The 23,516-nt window shown below is 43.9% G+C and carries 10 protein-coding genes, 9 tRNA genes, 6 rRNA genes and 1 other annotated feature; all 25 genes read right to left on the bottom strand.

Annotated features, from left to right (window positions below; genetic code table 11):
- Nucleotides 1–5: 5 nt before the first annotated feature.
- The 25 genes from epsC to lysS all read right to left on the bottom strand — a co-directional run bounded on the left by epsC (nucleotide 6) and on the right by lysS (nucleotide 23,488).
- Nucleotides 6–620 (bottom strand): serine O-acetyltransferase EpsC, encoded by a 615-nt coding sequence (gene epsC, locus LWE_RS01075; RefSeq protein ID WP_011701064.1) that lies wholly within the window; start codon nucleotides 618–620, stop codon nucleotides 6–8.
- A gap of 69 nt (nucleotides 621–689) precedes the next feature.
- Nucleotides 690–915: a binding site (T-box leader), on the bottom strand.
- Between the two features lie 102 nt (nucleotides 916–1,017).
- On the bottom strand, nucleotides 1,018–2,493 hold the full coding sequence (gene gltX / locus LWE_RS01070) for a glutamate--tRNA ligase (RefSeq protein ID WP_011701063.1): 1,476 nt from the start codon (nucleotides 2,491–2,493) through the stop codon (nucleotides 1,018–1,020).
- 14 nt (nucleotides 2,494–2,507) lie between these two features.
- Nucleotides 2,508–3,200, bottom strand: a complete 693-nt coding sequence (gene ispD / locus LWE_RS01065) for a 2-C-methyl-D-erythritol 4-phosphate cytidylyltransferase (protein WP_011701062.1) — start codon at nucleotides 3,198–3,200, stop codon at nucleotides 2,508–2,510.
- Nucleotides 3,201–3,219: 19 nt separating this feature from the next.
- The gene (locus tag LWE_RS01060; RefSeq protein ID WP_011701061.1) at nucleotides 3,220–4,293 is read right to left on the bottom strand and encodes a PIN/TRAM domain-containing protein; all 1,074 of its coding nucleotides are present in this window, start codon (nucleotides 4,291–4,293) and stop codon (nucleotides 3,220–3,222) included.
- Nucleotides 4,294–4,426: 133 nt separating this feature from the next.
- Nucleotides 4,427–5,800, bottom strand: coding sequence for a DNA repair protein RadA (gene radA, locus LWE_RS01055; RefSeq protein ID WP_011701060.1), 1,374 nt, complete (start codon nucleotides 5,798–5,800; stop codon nucleotides 4,427–4,429).
- Between the two features lie 155 nt (nucleotides 5,801–5,955).
- Nucleotides 5,956–8,418 carry an ATP-dependent Clp protease ATP-binding subunit gene (locus LWE_RS01050; protein WP_011701059.1) on the bottom strand — a complete coding sequence of 821 codons (2,463 nt, stop codon included), beginning with the start codon at nucleotides 8,416–8,418 and terminating at the stop codon, nucleotides 5,956–5,958.
- A 28-nt stretch (nucleotides 8,419–8,446) separates the two neighbouring features.
- The gene (locus tag LWE_RS01045) at nucleotides 8,447–9,469 is read right to left on the bottom strand and encodes a protein arginine kinase (protein ID WP_011701058.1); all 1,023 of its coding nucleotides are present in this window, start codon (nucleotides 9,467–9,469) and stop codon (nucleotides 8,447–8,449) included.
- On the bottom strand, nucleotides 9,466–9,984 hold the full coding sequence (locus LWE_RS01040) for a UvrB/UvrC motif-containing protein (RefSeq protein WP_011701057.1): 519 nt from the start codon (nucleotides 9,982–9,984) through the stop codon (nucleotides 9,466–9,468). The genes LWE_RS01045 and LWE_RS01040 overlap by 4 nt, the downstream gene beginning before the upstream one ends.
- Before the next feature lie 12 nt (nucleotides 9,985–9,996).
- The gene (locus LWE_RS01035; RefSeq protein ID WP_003723894.1) at nucleotides 9,997–10,455 is read right to left on the bottom strand and encodes a CtsR family transcriptional regulator; all 459 of its coding nucleotides are present in this window, start codon (nucleotides 10,453–10,455) and stop codon (nucleotides 9,997–9,999) included.
- A gap of 144 nt (nucleotides 10,456–10,599) precedes the next feature.
- A 5S ribosomal RNA gene (gene rrf, locus LWE_RS01030) occupies nucleotides 10,600–10,715 on the bottom strand.
- Nucleotides 10,716–10,792: 77 nt separating this feature from the next.
- Nucleotides 10,793–13,724 (bottom strand): 23S ribosomal RNA (locus LWE_RS01025).
- A gap of 246 nt (nucleotides 13,725–13,970) precedes the next feature.
- Nucleotides 13,971–15,520, bottom strand: a 16S ribosomal RNA gene (locus tag LWE_RS01020).
- Nucleotides 15,521–15,797: 277 nt separating this feature from the next.
- Nucleotides 15,798–15,873: transfer RNA gene (locus LWE_RS01015), tRNA-Ala, on the bottom strand.
- Between the two features lie 19 nt (nucleotides 15,874–15,892).
- A tRNA-Pro gene (locus LWE_RS01010) sits at nucleotides 15,893–15,966 on the bottom strand.
- A gap of 10 nt (nucleotides 15,967–15,976) precedes the next feature.
- Nucleotides 15,977–16,050, bottom strand: a tRNA-Arg gene (locus LWE_RS01005).
- Nucleotides 16,051–16,062: 12 nt separating this feature from the next.
- Nucleotides 16,063–16,148 (bottom strand) — tRNA-Leu (locus tag LWE_RS01000).
- Nucleotides 16,149–16,169: 21 nt separating this feature from the next.
- Nucleotides 16,170–16,241: transfer RNA gene (locus tag LWE_RS00995), tRNA-Gly, on the bottom strand.
- 15 nt (nucleotides 16,242–16,256) lie between these two features.
- Nucleotides 16,257–16,338, bottom strand: a tRNA-Leu gene (locus tag LWE_RS00990).
- 5 nt (nucleotides 16,339–16,343) lie between these two features.
- Nucleotides 16,344–16,416, bottom strand: a tRNA-Lys gene (locus tag LWE_RS00985).
- Between the two features lie 40 nt (nucleotides 16,417–16,456).
- A tRNA-Thr gene (locus tag LWE_RS00980) sits at nucleotides 16,457–16,532 on the bottom strand.
- 8 nt (nucleotides 16,533–16,540) lie between these two features.
- Nucleotides 16,541–16,613, bottom strand: a tRNA-Val gene (locus LWE_RS00975).
- A 9-nt stretch (nucleotides 16,614–16,622) separates the two neighbouring features.
- Nucleotides 16,623–16,738: ribosomal RNA gene (rrf, locus tag LWE_RS00970) — 5S ribosomal RNA — on the bottom strand.
- Between the two features lie 77 nt (nucleotides 16,739–16,815).
- Nucleotides 16,816–19,747 (bottom strand): 23S ribosomal RNA (locus LWE_RS00965).
- A gap of 246 nt (nucleotides 19,748–19,993) precedes the next feature.
- Nucleotides 19,994–21,543: ribosomal RNA gene (locus LWE_RS00960) — 16S ribosomal RNA — on the bottom strand.
- Together the 16S, 23S and 5S rRNA genes with 9 tRNA genes alongside form the textbook arrangement of a ribosomal RNA operon.
- Nucleotides 21,544–21,991: 448 nt before the next feature.
- Entirely contained in the window at nucleotides 21,992–23,488 is a 1,497-nt protein-coding gene (gene lysS, locus LWE_RS00955; protein WP_011701056.1) for a lysine--tRNA ligase, read from the bottom strand.
- Nucleotides 23,489–23,516 lie beyond the last annotated feature (28 nt).

Below are 23,516 nucleotides of genomic sequence, written 5' to 3'. Positions count from 1 at the left end.
CAGACCTACTCCTTTTCTTTTAAAAGTTTTTCTACTATATTTTCTAATTCTGCAATTCGTAATGTTAGCTCGTCCATTTTAGGAACCGCGTGGCCTACTGTTCGACCGTTTAGCCGAACAACCTTCGCTGGAATACCAACAACGGTTGCTCCTGGGGGTACATCTTTTAAAACGACTGCTCCTGCGCCAATACGAGCCGCTGCACCAATTTCGACAGGTCCAAGTACTTTTGCTCCTGCTGAAACAAGTGCCCCATCACCGACAGTTGGGTGGCGTTTCCCGCAATCTTTCCCAGTTCCACCAAGCGTAACTCCGTGAAAAATAGTTACATCGTTGCCAATTTCCGCGGTTTCTCCAATCACTATACCTGCACCATGATCAATAAAAAGCCTTCTACCAATTGTTGCGCCTGGATGAATCTCTATATTAGTCAAGAAACGAGCTGTCTGCGATAATACTTTTCCAAACAAAACCATTTTATGGCGATAAAAAAAGTTCGCCACACGATGCCACCAAAGTGCATGTAATCCCGGATTCGTTAAAAAAGCATCAAAAAAAGTCTTCGTCGCAGGGTCATTCTTTATAATTGTTGCAATATCTTCTTTTAAGCGAGTTGGCATTTTGTTGCCTCCTTATTCAAGTTCGTACATTTTCTATTGGACCTACGCCAACAAAAAAAGCCCCTCCGATACAGAGACGCTTTGCGCGGTTCCACTCTGACTTGAGCATTGCTAATTTTAGCACATACTCCAACTCTAGGGGTGGGGGTAACGACCCACATTTCGTCTGATGATACTCAATTTCCCACCAGAATTCAGGGAGGCATTTCAGGAGTGTTCAACTAAGTCGCTTCCAGCCACGGCGACTCTCTCTATAAGTTTAGAATTCCGTACTTCTTCCCATCGGCACTTTTTCCATATATTTAGTTCTATTATAACAGCAATAAAATTCGTTGCAACTGAAATATATCAAAATAAAAAAGCACCCCGCAAATTGCCGAGATGCTTCCATTCAAAATTAATTATTTTTCAACCATGTATCCATACGATTAAGCACTTTTTCACGACCAAGAACTTCGATTGCAAGCGGCAATTCAGGACCATGCATTTCGCCAGTAGTCACAATCCGAATTGGCATAAATAATCCTTTGCCTTTTACTCCCGTTTCTTTTTGGACACGCTTGATTGCCGCTTTTACTTCCGCAGCTTCAAGAACTTCTAGTGCTTCTAACTCTTTTTTGAAGGCCGAAATAACAGTTGGGACTGTATCTTCCGCAAGAACAGCTTTTTCTTCTTCATCAAAAGTAATCGCCTCTGCATCCGCAAAGAACATCTCAGAAAGTGGCACAATCTCTGCACCATAACTCATTTGTTCATGATAAAGTGAAACTAATTTGTGCACCCAGTCAAGTTCCGCTTGATCTAAATCAGCAGACACAACCCCCGCTTTTTGTAAATGTGGTAAGGAAAGCTCCACTACATCATTTAGCGGTAATTTTTTCACATATTGGTTATTTACCCAAGTCAATTTGACATTATCAAATAATGCTGGTGATTTAGATAAACGTTTTGGATCAAACATCTTAATAAATTCTTCTTTGGAGAAAATTTCTTCTTCCCCTTCAGGAGACCAACCAAGCATCGCAATGAAGTTAAATAATGCTTCTGGTAAATATCCTAAATCACGATATTGTTCGATAAATTGAATAATCGAACCGTCACGCTTACTTAGTTTTCGTCTACTTTCATTCACAATGAGCGTCATATGACCGAAAGTTGGTGGCTCCCAACCAAAAGCATTGTATATCAAAATTTGTTTTGGTGTATTTGAAATATGATCATCACCGCGAAGAACATGCGAAATTTCCATTAAATGATCATCCACAGCTACAGCAAAGTTGTACGTTGGGATTCCGTCTTTTTTCGCAATAACAAAATCACCAATACCATTTGATTCAAAAGAAACATCATCTTTAACCATATCGTTAAAAGTAATTGTTTCATTAGCTGGTACTTTGAAACGAATGCTTGGTTTAAAACCTTGCGCTTCTTTTTCAGCTTGTTGTTCTTTTGTTAAATGACGGCATTTACCACTATAACGAGGCATTTCATTATTAGCTTTTTGTTTTTCACGTTCTGCTTCTAATTCTTCTTCCGTGCAATAACATTTGTAAGCCAAGCCTTCGTCCAATAATTGTTGAATAAGCGGTTCGTAAATAGATTGGCGTTCAGATTGACGATAAGGACCATATTTTCCAGGAACATCAACACCTTCATCCCAATCCATACCTAGCCATTTCAAATTTTTCATTTGACTTTCTTCGCCATCAGCTACGTTACGTTTCGCATCCGTATCCTCAATCCGAATAATAAAGTCTCCATCATTATGTCTTGCAAATAAATAGTTAAATAAGGCAGTACGTGCATTTCCAATATGCAAAAAACCAGTTGGACTCGGCGCATAACGCACACGTACTCGTTTTGTTTCACTCACAATTATTCACTCCTTTAATAATTTTCCCCAAGTTCTCCTAAAATCGCCTTAGCAAGCGGCATATCTTCTGGAGTCGTTAATTTAATATTATAATAGCTTCCTTGAACAGTAGCAACCGGCCAAGGAATTCGCTCTACTAAACTTGCTTCGTCTGTTCCTAAAAACTGCTCTTCTTTTGCAAGCTGGTGTGCTTTTTGTAAAATATGCAGTTCAAAAGCTTGCGGAGTTTGAATCTGCCAAAGGTTTTCGCGATCTACCGTCTCTTGAACAAGATTATCAATAACCCGTTTCACGGTATCTTTCACTTTTACAGCACATATAGCAGCTTTATTTTCTTTCACACCGCTTAGTAACCGATCAATGATATCTATCGTTACAAATGGTCTAGCTCCATCATGAACTAAAACTACGGACTCATTGCCACATCTTCCAAGTCCGGCCGCCACACTATCTTGACGTTCTTTTCCGCCCTTAACAATTTCTATGCGGTTTTTTGCGACATGTAACTGCTGCATTAATTTTTCTACATGTTTTCGTTCTGTTTCTTGGCATACAACTATCACTTTTGAACAACGGTTATCGGCTAGAAAAGGACGTAAAGCATGAATGAAAATAGGTTCTCCAACTAGATCTAGCCACATTTTATTTTTTTGCGCATTCATTCGTTTACCTTGTCCTGCCGCTAAAAAAATCAGCTCATAATTCATGCCCTTTTACTCCTTTTATTCAGGATGGTTTAGCAAAAATCATTCTTCCTGCTGATGTTTGAAGCACACTAGTTACCTCGACTTGAATGGTCTCATTAATAAATTTGCGCCCATCTTCTACAACAATCATTGTGCCATCATCTAAATATGCAACACCTTGATTATGTTCTTTACCATCTTTCACCATAAGAACAGTCATTTTTTCACCAGGTAAAACAACCGGTTTTACCGCATTAGCTAAATCATTAATGTTTAAAACTGGTACATTTTGGAACTCACATACTTTGTTTAAATTGTAATCATTTGTTACGACAATCCCGCCCATTACTTTAGCAAGTTTTACCAGTTTACTATCAACTTCTGGTGTATCCTCAAAATCACCTTCATACATTTCCACTTGAATAGAGTCTTCTTTTTGAATCCGATTTAATATATCTAATCCGCGTCGACCTCTTGTTCGTTTAAGCGTGTCTGATGAGTCCGCGATATGCTGAAGTTCAGCCAGCACAAATAATGGAATGACAACCGTTCCATCTAAAAATCCAGTAGCTAAAATATCTGCAATACGACCATCAATAATAACACTCGTATCCAAAATTTTATAGGTTTTCTTAGATTTCTCCTCGGTTTGTTCTTCTTCTGCGGTTTTCTTCTTCGCATTTCTATTGTTGACAAAATTCCCAAATTCACTTCGACGACTGATCCCAATACGGAACCCTAAATAACCCAGCACTAGTGTTAAAATAACTGGTACTACTGAATTTAAAAGCGGAATATTTGTTTGACTTAAAGCATTGCTCGCAAAAAACGCAATTACTAATCCAACAAATAAACCTAGCCCTCCGTAAATAAGAGTTCCAATAGCAATTTTAGCTAATTTTTCCTCTAACCAATTAAGTGCGGCTTCTACATATTTCACCGCCCAAAAAGTAATAAGATAAAATATAAGTGCACCAATCAGAGCATCGGTATAAGGATTATTAATTAGCAGAATGTGTCCAATTCCCAGCTTCACCCAAAGTGCTGGTAGTGAAAAGACTCCCGTTGTCCCACCAAGAATTAAAAAACACACTCGAATTACCCATGTAAGCATTTAGTTTCCCCCTTTCCATTCTTGTATTCATATATATAATCGCACTATTACCAACTATACATATAGCACTATTTTACACTATTAAAAGACTATACCGCAAATAGTACTCATGGAATCATTAAAGTATTTATTTTCAATCTGGTAAAGCCTTCTTCAATGCTTCTCCAATCGTTTCCACACCAACCACTTGCACGTCTTTTGGTATTTTCCAAGTACCTTCATTATTTTTTGGAATAAAAATTCGTTTAAAGCCAAGTTTTGCGGCTTCTTGTACACGTTGCTCAATTCTTGCCACACGTCTAATTTCTCCTGTTAAACCAAGCTCACCAATAAAACAATCCGTACTCCTCGTCGGCTTATCACGATAACTGGAAGCTACGCTAACAGCAACTGCTAAATCAACTGCCGGTTCGTCTAACTTAACCCCACCAGCCGCTTTCAAATATGCATCTTGGTTTTGTAACATGAGTCCTACTCTTTTTTCTAAAACAGCCATAATCAATGATACCTTGTTATAATCAATCCCGGTGGCCATTCTTTTCGCATTTCCAAACATAGTTGGCGATACAAGTGCTTGAATTTCTACTAACACTGGTCGCGTTCCTTCCATTGAAGCTACAACGGTTGAACCCGAAGCTCCTTCTAAACGCTCCTCTAAGAAAACCTCCGATGGATTGGCAACTTCTACAAGACCAATATCACGCATTTCAAAAATCCCCATTTCATTTGTTGAGCCAAAACGGTTTTTCACTGCGCGTAAAATTCGGTATGCATGATGACGCTCTCCTTCAAAATAAAGCACTGTATCTACCATATGCTCAAGTAAACGAGGACCTGCAATTGCACCTTCCTTCGTCACATGACCAACAATAAAAATAGCGATATTTTGCATTTTAGCAATTCGCATTAAAGCTGCTGTACATTCTCTAACTTGCGACACGCTTCCCGCAGCGCTCGTTACATCTGGATGATAAACTGTTTGAATAGAATCAATTACTACAAAATCAGGCTTTACAAAATCAATTGTTTCTTGAACCGCTTCTAAATTTGTTTCTGCATAAACATACAAATTATCACCTGAAACTTGTAAACGTTCTGCTCGAAGTTTTGTTTGCTTAATTGATTCTTCCCCAGAAATATAGAGAACTTTTTTATTAGTAAGTGTAAGTTGTGCTGACACTTGAAGTAAAAGCGTTGATTTACCAATACCTGGATCTCCACCAACAAGAACCATGGAACCAGGAACCACACCGCCACCCAAAACTCTATTTAATTCAGGCATATTTGTCTCTACTCTTGCCTCTTCTTCACTCGCAATTTGAGTAATCGGTGTTGCTTTTGATGGTTCTCCTGTATGATTAAAAGCTGAGCGCGATTTTTTCGATGGTTCTAATGCTTCCACCATCTGATTCCACTCGTTGCAATTCGGACATTTACCCATCCATTTTGGCGATTCATATCCACATGCCTGACATACAAATTTGGTCGTCCTTTTTGCCTTAGCCATTTCTACATCCCTCCATACATATGTTTCATTTTACCACAGATCATCTGTTCGCGTTAAGCCTTTTCGCCAAATTCGTTTTTTCAGCGCTAATCTAGTATTTTAAGACTTATCCATAGAAAAACCTCCCTTAAAAATTATTAAGGAAGGTTCATTATTTATTTAGATTTCACTTTTTTGGGAGCCGCTTTCTTTTTAGGCGTAGCTTTTTTTCTAACTTCTAATTTTCCTTCTTTTACTCCAATTTCTACGTTGTCGCCTACTTTTATGTTTCCACGAAGTAACTCTTCAGAAAGCATATCTTCTACTTCTTTTTGAATAGCTCGTTTCAAAGGACGCGCCCCGTATTCAGGATCATAGCCATCTTTAGCAATCTTAGCTTTCGCACCTTCAGTCAATTTCACATGGATATCACGTTCAGCAAGACGTTTTGTTAATTGAGAAGTAAGAAGCGTAACAATTTGTTTCAATTCTTTTTCTTGTAGGGAATGGAATACAATTGTTTCGTCAATCCGGTTGATAAATTCCGGTCGGAAAGCTTGTTTTAAATCTTGTAAAACGCGATGTTCCATTGCCTTATGATCTTTAAGCGGATCAATCACGTTAAAGCCCATTGATTTATCTTGTTTCATTTCTTGAGCACCGATATTAGAAGTCATGATAATAACTGTATTTCTAAAATCAACCACACGACCTTTAGAATCAGTTAAACGACCATCATCAAGCACTTGTAGCAACATATTAAATACATCTGGATGTGCTTTTTCAATTTCATCAAGCAGCACTACAGAATATGGTTTTTGACGAACTTTTTCTGTCAATTGGCCGCCTTCTTCATAACCAACATAACCAGGAGGCGCTCCAACTAAACGAGCAGTTGAGAATTTTTCCATGTATTCGGACATATCAATCCGAATCATCGAATCCTCATCCCCAAACATAGACTCAGCAAGCGCGCGCGCAAGTTCCGTTTTACCAACACCTGTAGGACCTAAGAAAATAAAGGAACCAATTGGACGTTTTGGATCTTTAAGCCCAGCACGAGCTCGTCGTACTGCTAGAGATACCGCTTTAACGGCTGCATCTTGTCCAATAACACGTTCATGTAAAAGTTTTTCCATATTAAGAAGTTTATTTGTTTCTGTTTCTGCAAGTTTTGCAACTGGGATACCAGTCCAACTTGCAACTACTTCCGCAACAATATCTTCCGTTACTTCGCTATGATCAAGTCCTTGCTTTTCTTGCCAATTAGCTTTAGTTTCTTCTAATGATTTTTTGAGTTTATGTTCTTTATCTCGCAATGCCGCTGCTTTTTCAAACTCTTGTCCTTGCACAGCCGCATCTTTTTCTTTTTTCAAATCTGTTAAATTGTTCTCCATTTCTTTTACATTTTTTGGTGTTGTAAAAGATTTCAAACGAACTTTTGAACCAGATTCATCAATAACATCAATTGCTTTATCAGGTAAGAAACGGTCTGAAATATAGCGGTCTGATAAACGAACTGCAGCTTCTAGCGCTTCATCCGTAATCGCAACCCGGTGATGCGCTTCATAACGATCACGCAAACCATGTAAAATTTGAATCGATTCTTCCACAGTTGGTTCGTCTACTTTAATAGGTTGGAAACGTCTTTCAAGTGCAGCGTCTTTTTCAATGTATTTACGGTATTCATCGAGTGTTGTTGCACCAATACATTGTAATTCACCACGAGCTAGAGGTGGTTTTAAGATATTCGAAGCATCAATTGCACCTTCCGCTCCACCAGCGCCAATTAAAGTATGGAGTTCATCAATAAATAGAATTACATTCCCAGCTTGACGAATTTCATCCATTACTTTTTTCAAACGGTCTTCAAATTCACCACGATATTTTGTACCAGCAACAACAGTACCCATATCAAGTGTCATTACACGTTTTCCTCGCAAGGTCTCAGGCACTTCATTGCGAACAATTTGTTGCGCTAAGCCTTCTGCAATTGCTGTTTTACCAACACCTGGTTCCCCAATAAGAACTGGATTGTTTTTCGTCCGGCGACTAAGCACCTCAATCACACGTTGAATTTCTTTAGAGCGACCAATTACCGGGTCCAAATTATCTTCCCGAGCAATAACCGTTAAATCTCGAGCCAAACTATCCAAAGTCGGTGTTGCTTGTGTATTTGTTTGTCGGCCAGCACCAGTTGCATCTCCGCCACCTAGAAGCTGTAAAACTTGCTGACGCGCTTTATTCAAGCTAATACCAAGGTTGCTTAAAACTCGAGCCGCAACTCCTTCACCTTCGCGAATAAGCCCAAGTAAAATATGTTCTGTACCAACATAAGTATGCCCTAATTTTCGAGCCTCATCCATAGATAGTTCAATTACTTTTTTTGCTCGCGGTGTATATTGAATGGTTGTCACAGCTTTTTCCCCATGACCAATTAATCCTTCCACCTCTTGTTGCACTTTTTCAGAACTAATTCCCAGTTCATAAAGAGCTTTCGCCGCAATTCCTTCGCCTTCTCTAACTAGACCTAATAGGATGTGTTCCGTCCCTAAATTACTATGATTCAAACGCATCGCCTCTTCTTGTGACAACGCGAGTACTTTCTGAGCTCTTTGCGTAAATCGTCCAAACATCATTGTTGTTTCCTCCTTATCGTAAGCCTCATTATTTATCGCCCAAAATCTCGCGAATCACTTTGGCCCTTATTACTTTCTCTTCTAATTCATCCATATCTCGTCCTGCTTCTTTTCTCAAAAAAGCTGGTTGCGAGAATAGTACCAATTCATTCATTTTTTGGCGAGAAATATGCTCGAAAAAGCCTAATTCTACACCAAGTCTAATATCAGAAATAGCATCTGCTGCTTCCTGCATAGAAATAATACGACAATTCATCAATAAACCATAGGATCTAAAAACTCTATCTTCCAACGCAATATGAAACTTTTGCTTCAATGTAGTTCTTGCCACACGTTCTTGCATAATGATTTGTTCCATTACTTGCGTTAAATCTTCAACAATTTCAGTTTCAGTTTTACCTAGAGTTACTTGATTTGAAACCTGAAAAATACTACTTGCGGGCATGCTACCTTCCCCGTATATACCTCTTACCACAAAACCCAGGCTCCTAATCGCTTCTATGACACTTTTTATTCTTTTCGTTGTAACAAGCCCAGGTAGATGCACCATCACAGAAGCACGCAATCCTGTCCCAATATTCGTCACACAACTTGTTAAATACCCAAACTGTTTATCAAAAGCATAGGTCAACTTTTCTTCCACATGCCCATCAATTTGGAGAGCCGCTTCCAATGCATCGAACAACCTCAACCCCGGCGTCATACACTGTATTCGCAAATGATCTTCTTCATTTAACATAATACTAACATTTTCTTCTTCATTTAAAAGAACAGCTCCGTATTTACTTTTTTTCATCATATACGGGCTAATTAAATGCTTCTCCACCAAAAGTGCCTTCTGCAATACAGAAATCTGATTCATTTTAAATAAAGTAAAATTCTCGTCAAAAACCTCTGCAATATTATCTACAATTGCTTCTTTTTGTTCATAAATGGGAAAACGCTCATCTTTTAAATTTCTAGCAAGTCGAATACGTGAACTTAGGACCACATCATCGTCATCACCAGAATTTACTAACCAAGAACTAAGCCGAGGTTCAAATACATTCATTTTGAATCACCTCCAGCTTTTAAAGCTCTTATTTCATCACGAATGACTGCAGCTTCCTCAAATTCTTCATTTTTAATTAATTGTTCTAACTTATCTTGAAGATGAATTATTTCATCCTCAACACTTTCAGCACGTTCAATTTCTGCTGGAACTTTTCCAACATGCTTTGTATAACCATTTTGTACGCGACCGATAATCGGAACCAATCGCTCCTCAAAAGCTGAATAACACTCTGAGCAACCAACTCGATTAGTCTGTAAAAACTCTTCAAAAGTTAAATTACAATTTTTGCACACAACTGATTTTTGTGCAGATTCTTCTTTTTGTAATAATGTCAAAAAATCTAGAGCAACCTCACTAAAAGTGTCCATTGCTTTAACAAGATCCTTTTCCGAAGCAAGTGCCTCCTCAGTAGCACAATTCTCACACAAATATAATGATTCCACTTTCCCAGCTTCATTTAATTGTTGAAGCGCAATATCCGCCTTATTTTTCCCACACTTTTGACAAATCATAGCTATCACACCCTAATCATATTTCAAAGCAACTAACATTGCTTCCAGTATCCTACTACGCAAAATATCTCTATCTGGCAAAGGTAAAATCAAAACTTCACGATCAAGTGCAGCAACCATCAGCCTTGCTTCTTTCTTTGTTATAACCTCTTCTTCAAGCAACCTTAATATAACATCTTCAGAAAAAGATTGAGAAACCTTTTTATCATGAACCATTGATATAATAGCTTCAAGTAATTGAAGTTTATCATTCATTTTCACTTTGATAATCCGAATATATCCGCCACCACCACGTTTACTTTCAACAATATATCCACGTTCCATAGTAAATCTAGTATTGATTACATAATTAATTTGAGAAGGTACACATTCAAACTTATCCGCGATTTCACTTCTTTTAATTTCAACAGCTTCACTAGACTCCAACACTTGCTTTAAATAAGCTTCTATAATATCAGAAATATTTTTCATTATAAGGAATCTCCTTTCTGTATTTTCCAAATCACTGACTTTGACTATTTTTGACTTTAATTATACTAGATATACACACCTATTAGCAATTTATTTATCTTTTTATAACAAAAAAAGCCCTAAAAAATTAGGACTTTTCAAATTGCCCGGCAGCGACCTACTCTCGCAGGGGGAAACCCCCAACTACCATTGGCGCAGAGAAGCTTAACTACCGTGTTCGGGATGGGAACGGGTGTGACCTTCTCGCCATAACTACCAGACAATATACAGTTGTTGAAAGATTGCTCTCTCAAAACTAGAGAAGAAAGGGTTCAGTTAGGTAACTTCGTTTCATTTTTTGGTTAAGTCCTCGATCGATTAGTATTTGTCCGCTCCATGTATCGCTACACTTCCACTCCAAACCTATCTACCTGATCATCTTTCAGGGATCTTACTTTCCGAAGAAATGGGAAATCTCATCTTGAGGGGGGCTTCACGCTTAGATGCTTTCAGCGTTTATCCCTGCCACACATAGCTACCCAGCGATGCTCCTGGCGGAACAACTGGTACACCAGCGGTGTGTCCATCCCGGTCCTCTCGTACTAAGGACAGCTCCTCTCAAATTTCCTGCGCCCGCGACGGATAGGGACCGAACTGTCTCACGACGTTCTGAACCCAGCTCGCGTGCCGCTTTAATGGGCGAACAGCCCAACCCTTGGGACCGACTACAGCCCCAGGATGCGACGAGCCGACATCGAGGTGCCAAACCTCCCCGTCGATGTGGACTCTTGGGGGAGATAAGCCTGTTATCCCCGGGGTAGCTTTTATCCGTTGAGCGATGGCCCTTCCATGCGGAACCACCGGATCACTAAGCCCGACTTTCGTCCCTGCTCGACTTGTCAGTCTCGCAGTCAAGCTCCCTTGTGCCTTTACACTCTGCGAATGATTTCCATCCATTCTGAGGGAACCTTTGGGCGCCTCCGTTACTCTTTAGGAGGCGACCGCCCCAGTCAAACTGCCCACCTGACACTGTCTCCCCACGCGCTAAGCGTGGCGGGTTAGAATGGTCATACAGCCAGGGTAGTATCCCACCATTGCCTCCTCGTATGCTAGCGCACACGTCTCTTCGGCTCCTACCTATCCTGTACAAGCGGTACAAACATTCCATATCAGGTTGCAGTAAAGCTCCACGGGGTCTTTCCGTCCTGTCGCGGGTAACCTGCATCTTCACAGGTACTATAATTTCACCGAGTCTCTCGTTGAGACAGTGCCCAGATCGTTGCGCCTTTCGTGCGGGTCGGAACTTACCCGACAAGGAATTTCGCTACCTTAGGACCGTTATAGTTACGGCCGCCGTTTACTGGGGCTTCAATTCGTACCTTCGCCGAAGCTAAGCACTCCTCTTAACCTTCCAGCACCGGGCAGGCGTCAGCCCCTATACGTCACCTTACGGTTTTGCAGAGACCTGTGTTTTTGCTAAACAGTCGCCTGGGCCTATTCACTGCGGCTCTCTCGGGCTTGCACCCTAATAGAGCACCCCTTCTCCCGAAGTTACGGGGTCATTTTGCCGAGTTCCTTAACGAGAGTTCTCTCGCTCACCTTAGGATTCTCTCCTCATCTACCTGTGTCGGTTTGCGGTACGGGCAGTACTACTCTTCCTAGAGGCTTTTCTTGACAGCGTGAAATCAGGAACTTCCGTACTTTATTTCCTTCCCCATCACAGCTCATGCTTCGCGAGAAGCGGATTTGCCTACTTCTCACACTCACTGCTTGGACGCACATTTCCATTCGTGCGATTCCCTATCCTTCTGTGTCACCCCATCGGTTAAACAATTAGCACTGGTACAGGAATCTCTACCTGTTGTCCATCGCCTACGCCTATCGGCCTCGGCTTAGGTCCCGACTAACCCTGAGCGGACGAGCCTTCCTCAGGAAACCTTAGATATTCGGTGGAAGGGATTCTCACCCTTCTTTCGCTACTCATACCGGCATTCTCACTTCTAAGCGCTCCACCAGTCCTTCCGGTCTGACTTCACCGCCCTTAGAACGCTCTCCTACCACGAACCTCCAAAGAGGTTCATCCACAGTTTCGGTAATATGTTTAGCCCCGGTACATTTTCGGCGCGGGGTCACTCGACCAGTGAGCTATTACGCACTCTTTCAATGGTGGCTGCTTCTAAGCCAACATCCTGGTTGTCTAAGCAACCCCACATCCTTTTCCACTTAACATATATTTGGGGACCTTAACTGGTGGTCTGGGCTGTTTCCCTTTCGACTACGGATCTTATCACTCGCAGTCTGACTCCCGAGTATAAGTACATGGCATTCGGAGTTTATCTGAATTCGGTAACCCGAGAAGGGCCCCTAGTCCAAACAGTGCTCTACCTCCATGACTCTTTACCTCGAGGCTAGCCCTAAAGCTATTTCGGAGAGAACCAGCTATCTCCAAGTTCGATTGGAATTTCTCCGCTACCCACACCTCATCCCCGCACTTTTCAACGTGCGTGGGTTCGGACCTCCAGTAAGTATTACCTTACCTTCATCCTGGACATGGGTAGATCACCTGGTTTCGGGTCTACGACCTGTTACTTATGCGCCCTATTCAGACTCGCTTTCGCTACGGCTCCGCTTTTTCCGCTTAACCTTGCAACAAATCGTAACTCGCCGGTTCATTCTACAAAAGGCACGCTATCACCCATTAACGGGCTCTAACTACTTGTAGGCACACGGTTTCAGGAACTGTTTCACTCCCCTTCCGGGGTGCTTTTCACCTTTCCCTCACGGTACTGGTTCACTATCGGTCACTAGGGAGTATTTAGCCTTGGGAGATGGTCCTCCCGGATTCCGACGGAATTTCACGTGTTCCGCCGTACTCAGGATCCACTCTGGAGGGAAAGCTATTTCAACTACCGGGCTGTTACCGTCTTTGGCGGGCCTTTCCAGACCGCTTCATTTATAACTTTCTTTTGTAACTCCGTATAGAGTGTCCTACAACCCCAAGAAGCAAGCTTCTTGGTTTGGGCTCTTTCCGTTTCGCTCGCCGCTACTCAGGAAATCGATTTTTCTTTCTCTTCCTCCAGGTACTTAGATGTTTCAGTTCCCTGGGTCTGCCTTCCTCACGCTATGTATTCACGTAAAGATACTATCCGACTAAAGATAGTGGGTTCCCCCATTCGGAAATCTCTGGATCAACGCTTACGTACAGCTCCCCAAAGCATATCGGTGTTAGTCCCGTCCTTCTTCGGCTCCTAGTGCCAAGGCATCCACCGTGCGCCCTTTCTAACTTAACCAATTTACTTCAACGAAGTAAAGGTTGTTTTTCTAATCGTTGGTATCAGCGATGATACTTCCAATTAGATGAAAGATTCACTTTCAGATGATTCTCGGTTACTTGTGTCATAAATAATTACTTATCTATGCTAACTTTACTAACTTTCTTATCTAGTTTTCAAAGAACAAACATACAGAGAAGTAGTAACCTCTCAAAACTGAACAAACAGAGAAGAACGAAAACACACAGGTTTCCTTTTCCTTAGAAAGGAGGTGATCCAGCCGCACCTTCCGATACGGCTACCTTGTTACGACTTCACCCCAATTATCTGTCCCACCTTCGGCGGCTGGCTCCATAAAGGTTACCCTACCGACTTCGGGTGTTACAAACTCTCGTGGTGTGACGGGCGGTGTGTACAAGGCCCGGGAACGTATTCACCGTGGCATGCTGATCCACGATTACTAGCGATTCCGGCTTCATGTAGGCGAGTTGCAGCCTACAATCCGAACTGAGAATGGTTTTATGGGATTGGCTCCACCTCGCGGCTTCGCGACCCTTTGTACCATCCATTGTAGCACGTGTGTAGCCCAGGTCATAAGGGGCATGATGATTTGACGTCATCCCCACCTTCCTCCGGCTTGCACCGGCAGTCACTTTAGAGTGCCCAACTAAATGCTGGCAACTAAAATTAAGGGTTGCGCTCGTTGCGGGACTTAACCCAACATCTCACGACACGAGCTGACGACAACCATGCACCACCTGTCACTTTGTCCCCGAAGGGAAAGCTCTGTCTCCAGAGTGGTCAAAGGATGTCAAGACCTGGTAAGGTTCTTCGCGTTGCTTCGAATTAAACCACATGCTCCACCGCTTGTGCGGGCCCCCGTCAATTCCTTTGAGTTTCAACCTTGCGGTCGTACTCCCCAGGCGGAGTGCTTAATGCGTTAGCTGCAGCACTAAGGGGCGGAAACCCCCTAACACTTAGCACTCATCGTTTACGGCGTGGACTACCAGGGTATCTAATCCTGTTTGCTCCCCACGCTTTCGCGCCTCAGCGTCAGTTACAGACCAGAGAGTCGCCTTCGCCACTGGTGTTCCTCCACATATCTACGCATTTCACCGCTACACGTGGAATTCCACTCTCCTCTTCTGCACTCCAGTCTTCCAGTTTCCAATGACCCTCCCCGGTTAAGCCGGGGGCTTTCACATCAGACTTAAAAGACCGCCTGCGCGCGCTTTACGCCCAATAAATCCGGACAACGCTTGCCACCTACGTATTACCGCGGCTGCTGGCACGTAGTTAGCCGTGGCTTTCTGGTTAGATACCGTCAAGGGACAAGCAGTTACTCTTATCCTTGTTCTTCTCTAACAACAGTACTTTACGATCCGAAAACCTTCTTCATACACGCGGCGTTGCTCCGTCAGACTTTCGTCCATTGCGGAAGATTCCCTACTGCTGCCTCCCGTAGGAGTCTGGGCCGTGTCTCAGTCCCAGTGTGGCCGATCACCCTCTCAGGTCGGCTATGCATCGTTGCCTTGGTAGGCCATTACCCTACCAACTAGCTAATGCACCGCGGGCCCATCTGTAAGCGATAGCCGAAACCATCTTTCAAAGCCGTGGCATGCGCCACCACTTATTATTCGGTATTAGCCCCGGTTTCCCGGAGTTATCCCCAACTTACAGGCAGGTTGCCCACGTGTTACTCACCCGTCCGCCACTAACTTTGGAAGAGCAAGCTCTTCCTCCGTTCGTTCGACTTGCATGTATTAGGCACGCCGCCAGCGTTCGTCCTGAGCCAGGATCAAACTCTCTTTAAAATATAAATTGAATTTGAATACTTATTCAACACCGTGAATAAGATTCCTTGCGTCAAATTGACTTCGCTAGCAATTAAATTACTAGTTTGTTTTTGTTGAAAACAGCTTTCTGTTTTCTGCCCTGCGATTACCAGTGAGACTTTACGTCTCATTGCTTTTCGTCTTCTTCTTTGTTCAGTTTTCAAAGGTCATTTTTCTTTCGTTGCCGTGTTTAGCAGCAACTCTTATATCTTACTCTATTTTTTTGATAATGTCAATACATTTTCAAAAAAATAATTGGTGGAGCCTAGCGGGATCGAACCGCTGACCTCCTGCGTGCAAAGCAGGCGCTCTCCCAGCTGAGCTAAGGCCCCATTATAAAAGATGAAACAATCGGGAAGACAGGATTCGAACCTGCGACCCCTTGGTCCCAAACCAAGTGCTCTACCAAGCTGAGCTACTTCCCGTTTAATAAAGTGCGCCCAAGAGGAGTCGAACCTCTAACCGCTTGATTCGTAGTCAAGTACTCTATCCAGTTGAGCTATGGGCGCATATAAAAATAATGCCGAGGACCGGAATCGAACCGGTACGGATATCACTATCCGCAGGATTTTAAGTCCTGTGCGTCTGCCAGTTCCGCCACCCCGGCATATTGGAACTTTTGAAAACAAGCGGAAGACGGGGTTCGAACCCGCGACCCCCACCTTGGCAAGGTGATGTTCTACCACTGAACTACTTCCGCATATTTTATAATAAGTGCGGGTGAAGGGACTTGAACCCCCACGCCTCGCGGCGCCAGATCCTAAATCTGGTGCGTCTGCCAATTCCGCCACACCCGCAAAAGTGAGCCGTGCTGGGTTCGAACCAGCGACCCTCTGATTAAAAGTCAGATGCTCTACCAACTGAGCTAACGGCTCTCTACAATAAAAATATGTATTATTATAAAGTTAATATTAATGGTGCCGGCTGCAAGAGTCGAACTCGCGACCTACTGATTACAAATCAGTTGCTCTACCAACTGAGCTAAGCCGGCATAAAAAATGGAGGTTAACGGGATCGAACCGCTGACCCTCTGCTTGTAAGGCAGATGCTCTCCCAGCTGAGCTAAACCTCCAGAAATACTGCCCGGCAGCGACCTACTCTCGCAGGGGGAAACCCCCAACTACCATTGGCGCAGAGAAGCTTAACTACCGTGTTCGGGATGGGAACGGGTGTGACCTTCTCGCCATAACTACCAGACAATATACAGTTGTTGAAAGATTGCTCTCTCAAAACTAGAGAAGAAAGGGTTCAGTTAGGTAACTTCGTTTCATTTTTTGGTTAAGTCCTCGATCGATTAGTATTTGTCCGCTCCATGTATCGCTACACTTCCACTCCAAACCTATCTACCTGATCATCTTTCAGGGATCTTACTTTCCGAAGAAATGGGAAATCTCATCTTGAGGGGGGCTTCACGCTTAGATGCTTTCAGCGTTTATCCCTGCCACACATAGCTACCCAGCGATGCTCCTGGCGGAACAACTGGTACACCAGCGGTGTGTCCATCCCGGTCCTCTCGTACTAAGGACAGCTCCTCTCAAATTTCCTGCGCCCGCGACGGATAGGGACCGAACTGTCTCACGACGTTCTGAACCCAGCTCGCGTGCCGCTTTAATGGGCGAACAGCCCAACCCTTGGGACCGACTACAGCCCCAGGATGCGACGAGCCGACATCGAGGTGCCAAACCTCCCCGTCGATGTGGACTCTTGGGGGAGATAAGCCTGTTATCCCCGGGGTAGCTTTTATCCGTTGAGCGATGGCCCTTCCATGCGGAACCACCGGATCACTAAGCCCGACTTTCGTCCCTGCTCGACTTGTCAGTCTCGCAGTCAAGCTCCCTTGTGCCTTTACACTCTGCGAATGATTTCCATCCATTCTGAGGGAACCTTTGGGCGCCTCCGTTACTCTTTAGGAGGCGACCGCCCCAGTCAAACTGCCCACCTGACACTGTCTCCCCACGCGCTAAGCGTGGCGGGTTAGAATGGTCATACAGCCAGGGTAGTATCCCACCATTGCCTCCTCGTATGCTAGCGCACACGTCTCTTCGGCTCCTACCTATCCTGTACAAGCGGTACAAACATTCCATATCAGGTTGCAGTAAAGCTCCACGGGGTCTTTCCGTCCTGTCGCGGGTAACCTGCATCTTCACAGGTACTATAATTTCACCGAGTCTCTCGTTGAGACAGTGCCCAGATCGTTGCGCCTTTCGTGCGGGTCGGAACTTACCCGACAAGGAATTTCGCTACCTTAGGACCGTTATAGTTACGGCCGCCGTTTACTGGGGCTTCAATTCGTACCTTCGCCGAAGCTAAGCACTCCTCTTAACCTTCCAGCACCGGGCAGGCGTCAGCCCCTATACGTCACCTTACGGTTTTGCAGAGACCTGTGTTTTTGCTAAACAGTCGCCTGGGCCTATTCACTGCGGCTCTCTCGGGCTTGCACCCTAATAGAGCACCCCTTCTCCCGAAGTTACGGGGTCATTTTGCCGAGTTCCTTAACGAGAGTTCTCTCGCTCACCTTAGGATTCTCTCCTCATCTACCTGTGTCGGTTTGCGGTACGGGCAGTACTACTCTTCCTAGAGGCTTTTCTTGACAGCGTGAAATCAGGAACTTCCGTACTTTATTTCCTTCCCCATCACAGCTCATGCTTCGCGAGAAGCGGATTTGCCTACTTCTCACACTCACTGCTTGGACGCACATTTCCATTCGTGCGATTCCCTATCCTTCTGTGTCACCCCATCGGTTAAACAATTAGCACTGGTACAGGAATCTCTACCTGTTGTCCATCGCCTACGCCTATCGGCCTCGGCTTAGGTCCCGACTAACCCTGAGCGGACGAGCCTTCCTCAGGAAACCTTAGATATTCGGTGGAAGGGATTCTCACCCTTCTTTCGCTACTCATACCGGCATTCTCACTTCTAAGCGCTCCACCAGTCCTTCCGGTCTGACTTCACCGCCCTTAGAACGCTCTCCTACCACGAACCTCCAAAGAGGTTCATCCACAGTTTCGGTAATATGTTTAGCCCCGGTACATTTTCGGCGCGGGGTCACTCGACCAGTGAGCTATTACGCACTCTTTCAATGGTGGCTGCTTCTAAGCCAACATCCTGGTTGTCTAAGCAACCCCACATCCTTTTCCACTTAACATATATTTGGGGACCTTAACTGGTGGTCTGGGCTGTTTCCCTTTCGACTACGGATCTTATCACTCGCAGTCTGACTCCCGAGTATAAGTACATGGCATTCGGAGTTTATCTGAATTCGGTAACCCGAGAAGGGCCCCTAGTCCAAACAGTGCTCTACCTCCATGACTCTTTACCTCGAGGCTAGCCCTAAAGCTATTTCGGAGAGAACCAGCTATCTCCAAGTTCGATTGGAATTTCTCCGCTACCCACACCTCATCCCCGCACTTTTCAACGTGCGTGGGTTCGGACCTCCAGTAAGTATTACCTTACCTTCATCCTGGACATGGGTAGATCACCTGGTTTCGGGTCTACGACCTGTTACTTATGCGCCCTATTCAGACTCGCTTTCGCTACGGCTCCGCTTTTTCCGCTTAACCTTGCAACAAATCGTAACTCGCCGGTTCATTCTACAAAAGGCACGCTATCACCCATTAACGGGCTCTAACTACTTGTAGGCACACGGTTTCAGGAACTGTTTCACTCCCCTTCCGGGGTGCTTTTCACCTTTCCCTCACGGTACTGGTTCACTATCGGTCACTAGGGAGTATTTAGCCTTGGGAGATGGTCCTCCCGGATTCCGACGGAATTTCACGTGTTCCGCCGTACTCAGGATCCACTCTGGAGGGAAAGCTATTTCAACTACCGGGCTGTTACCGTCTTTGGCGGGCCTTTCCAGACCGCTTCATTTATAACTTTCTTTTGTAACTCCGTATAGAGTGTCCTACAACCCCAAGAAGCAAGCTTCTTGGTTTGGGCTCTTTCCGTTTCGCTCGCCGCTACTCAGGAAATCGATTTTTCTTTCTCTTCCTCCAGGTACTTAGATGTTTCAGTTCCCTGGGTCTGCCTTCCTCACGCTATGTATTCACGTAAAGATACTATCCGACTAAAGATAGTGGGTTCCCCCATTCGGAAATCTCTGGATCAACGCTTACGTACAGCTCCCCAAAGCATATCGGTGTTAGTCCCGTCCTTCTTCGGCTCCTAGTGCCAAGGCATCCACCGTGCGCCCTTTCTAACTTAACCAATTTACTTCAACGAAGTAAAGGTTGTTTTTCTAATCGTTGGTATCAGCGATGATACTTCCAATTAGATGAAAGATTCACTTTCAGATGATTCTCGGTTACTTGTGTCATAAATAATTACTTATCTATGCTAACTTTACTAACTTTCTTATCTAGTTTTCAAAGAACAAACATACAGAGAAGTAGTAACCTCTCAAAACTGAACAAACAGAGAAGAACGAAAACACACAGGTTTCCTTTTCCTTAGAAAGGAGGTGATCCAGCCGCACCTTCCGATACGGCTACCTTGTTACGACTTCACCCCAATTATCTGTCCCACCTTCGGCGGCTGGCTCCATAAAGGTTACCCTACCGACTTCGGGTGTTACAAACTCTCGTGGTGTGACGGGCGGTGTGTACAAGGCCCGGGAACGTATTCACCGTGGCATGCTGATCCACGATTACTAGCGATTCCGGCTTCATGTAGGCGAGTTGCAGCCTACAATCCGAACTGAGAATGGTTTTATGGGATTGGCTCCACCTCGCGGCTTCGCGACCCTTTGTACCATCCATTGTAGCACGTGTGTAGCCCAGGTCATAAGGGGCATGATGATTTGACGTCATCCCCACCTTCCTCCGGCTTGCACCGGCAGTCACTTTAGAGTGCCCAACTAAATGCTGGCAACTAAAATTAAGGGTTGCGCTCGTTGCGGGACTTAACCCAACATCTCACGACACGAGCTGACGACAACCATGCACCACCTGTCACTTTGTCCCCGAAGGGAAAGCTCTGTCTCCAGAGTGGTCAAAGGATGTCAAGACCTGGTAAGGTTCTTCGCGTTGCTTCGAATTAAACCACATGCTCCACCGCTTGTGCGGGCCCCCGTCAATTCCTTTGAGTTTCAACCTTGCGGTCGTACTCCCCAGGCGGAGTGCTTAATGCGTTAGCTGCAGCACTAAGGGGCGGAAACCCCCTAACACTTAGCACTCATCGTTTACGGCGTGGACTACCAGGGTATCTAATCCTGTTTGCTCCCCACGCTTTCGCGCCTCAGCGTCAGTTACAGACCAGAGAGTCGCCTTCGCCACTGGTGTTCCTCCACATATCTACGCATTTCACCGCTACACGTGGAATTCCACTCTCCTCTTCTGCACTCCAGTCTTCCAGTTTCCAATGACCCTCCCCGGTTAAGCCGGGGGCTTTCACATCAGACTTAAAAGACCGCCTGCGCGCGCTTTACGCCCAATAAATCCGGACAACGCTTGCCACCTACGTATTACCGCGGCTGCTGGCACGTAGTTAGCCGTGGCTTTCTGGTTAGATACCGTCAAGGGACAAGCAGTTACTCTTATCCTTGTTCTTCTCTAACAACAGTACTTTACGATCCGAAAACCTTCTTCATACACGCGGCGTTGCTCCGTCAGACTTTCGTCCATTGCGGAAGATTCCCTACTGCTGCCTCCCGTAGGAGTCTGGGCCGTGTCTCAGTCCCAGTGTGGCCGATCACCCTCTCAGGTCGGCTATGCATCGTTGCCTTGGTAGGCCATTACCCTACCAACTAGCTAATGCACCGCGGGCCCATCTGTAAGCGATAGCCGAAACCATCTTTCAAAGCCGTGGCATGCGCCACCACTTATTATTCGGTATTAGCCCCGGTTTCCCGGAGTTATCCCCAACTTACAGGCAGGTTGCCCACGTGTTACTCACCCGTCCGCCACTAACTTTGGAAGAGCAAGCTCTTCCTCCGTTCGTTCGACTTGCATGTATTAGGCACGCCGCCAGCGTTCGTCCTGAGCCAGGATCAAACTCTCTTTAAAATATAAATTGAATTTGAATACTTATTCAACACCGTGAATAAGATTCCTTGCGTCAAATTGACTTCGCTAGCAATTAAATTACTAGTTTGTTTTTGTTGAAAACAGCTTTCTGTTTTCTGCCCTGCGATTACCAGTGAGACTTTACGTCTCATTGCTTTTCGTCTTCTTCTTTGTTCAGTTTTCAAAGGTCATTTTTCTTTCGTTGCCGTGTTTAGCAGCAACTCTTATATCTTACTCTATCCAATTGTTAAAGTCAAGATGTTTTTTCAAAAAAATTTAATTTCCTAAAGAACATTTTGTCTTTGTTTAACTGGAACGTTTATAAATATATCATGTTTTTATTGGTATTGCAAGCATATTTTAAGAAAAAGTTTCTCTTTGGCAAATTTGTTTTTTTCTAAAAAAATAGCAAAATCCAGAACTGTAAAAAACAGCTCTGGATTGATTGTTAGTCACGGTGTTTCATGGTTGGGAATAATAGGATATCACGGATAGACGGCGCATCTGTTAATAACATTACTAGACGGTCTACACCTATACCTAATCCACCTGTTGGAGGCAGACCATATTCTAAAGCTTCAAGGAAATCCGCATCCATTCCGTGCGCTTCATCATTTCCTTGTTCACGTTCTTTCATTTGCGCTTCAAAACGTTCTCTTTGATCAATTGGGTCATTTAACTCTGAGAATGCATTAGCGTGTTCACGGCCAACAATGAATAATTCAAACCGGTCAGTAAATCGCTCATCCTCTTTGTTTTTCTTCGCTAGAGGAGAAATTTCTACTGGGTGACCATACACAAATGTAGGTTGAATAAGTTTTTCTTCTACGTATGTTTCGAAAAACTCGTTAAGAATGTGACCATAAGTCATGTGTTCAGTTATAGCAACATCGTGTTTCTTAGCAAGTTCGCGCGCTTCTTCATCGGAAGTCACATTCCAGAAGTCTACACCTACGTATTCTTTAACAACATCTGCCATGTGAACGCGGCGCCAATTCGGAGTCAAATCTACTTTGTATTCGCCATATGTTATTTCTGTTGTTCCATTTACTTGTTTACAAACAGTTGATACTAAACCTTCTACTAAATCCATAACATCTTCATAGTCTTCGTAAGCCGCATATGATTCTAACATTGTAAATTCAGGGTTATGTCGCGTGGACGTTCCTTCATTACGGAAGACACGACCAATCTCATATACCTTATCCATCCCGCCAACGATTAGACGTTTCAAATGTAGTTCCAATGCGATTCGTAAGTATAGTTCCATATCAAGTGCATTATGGTGCGTTATAAATGGTTTTGCTGCAGCGCCACCAGCAATTGTATGGAGCACTGGAGTTTCTACTTCTAAGAAACCTTGGCTGTCCATGTAATCACGTGTATATTTCAAAATTTTACTACGCATAACAAAACGATTTTGACTTTCTTCATTTGTAATTAAGTCTAAATAGCGTTGGCGGTAGCGCTGTTCTACGTCTTTTAAGCCATGATATTTATCAGGAAGCGGGCGTAATGATTTTGAAAGTAAAGTAAAATCAGTCGCTTTTACTGATAATTCTCCTGTATTAGTACGGAAAATAGTTCCCTTTATGCCAATAATGTCTCCTAAATCAGCTAATTTGAAAATCGCATATGCATCTTCCCCAATAGCGTCTTTACGAATATAGATTTGTAATTGATGGAAACGGTCTTGAATATGCGTGAAACCTACTTTACCTTTTACACGCTTCGTCATAATACGACCTGCTACAGAAACTTCGATAGCAGCTTCCTCAAGTTCTTCTTTTGATTTATCAGCGAATTTTGTTTCAATTTCTTCTGGGCTGATGGAACGGATAAATTTTTCACCAAAAGGATCTATGCCTTCTTCACGCAATGTGTCCACTTTTTCCCGACGGACGATGAGTTGGTCATTTAGTTCTTCATGATTCTCGTTACTCATACAGGTACACTCCTATTCTATTCATTTC

The organism is Listeria welshimeri serovar 6b str. SLCC5334 (assembly GCF_000060285.1).
Classification (GTDB): Bacteria; Bacillota; Bacilli; order Lactobacillales; family Listeriaceae; genus Listeria; species Listeria welshimeri.
This window is presented reverse-complemented; position numbering and strand designations above follow the sequence as displayed.

Excerpts from the sequence above, each read along its gene's own strand:
- LWE_RS01035 (WP_003723894.1), bottom strand. The coding sequence starts at position 10,455 with ATGAAAAATATTTCTGATATTATAGAAGCTTATTTAAAGCAAGTGTTG.
- lysS (WP_011701056.1), bottom strand. The coding sequence starts at position 23,488 with ATGAGTAACGAGAATCATGAAGAACTAAATGACCAACTCATCGTCCGT.
- epsC (WP_011701064.1), bottom strand. The coding sequence starts at position 620 with ATGCCAACTCGCTTAAAAGAAGATATTGCAACAATTATAAAGAATGAC.
- radA (WP_011701060.1), bottom strand. The coding sequence starts at position 5,800 with ATGGCTAAGGCAAAAAGGACGACCAAATTTGTATGTCAGGCATGTGGA.
- LWE_RS01060 (WP_011701061.1), bottom strand. The coding sequence starts at position 4,293 with ATGCTTACATGGGTAATTCGAGTGTGTTTTTTAATTCTTGGTGGGACA.
- LWE_RS01045 (WP_011701058.1), bottom strand. The coding sequence starts at position 9,469 with ATGAATGTATTTGAACCTCGGCTTAGTTCTTGGTTAGTAAATTCTGGT.
- LWE_RS01040 (WP_011701057.1), bottom strand. The coding sequence starts at position 9,984 with ATGATTTGTCAAAAGTGTGGGAAAAATAAGGCGGATATTGCGCTTCAA.
- ispD (WP_011701062.1), bottom strand. The coding sequence starts at position 3,200 with ATGAATTATGAGCTGATTTTTTTAGCGGCAGGACAAGGTAAACGAATG.
- LWE_RS01050 (WP_011701059.1), bottom strand. The coding sequence starts at position 8,418 with ATGATGTTTGGACGATTTACGCAAAGAGCTCAGAAAGTACTCGCGTTG.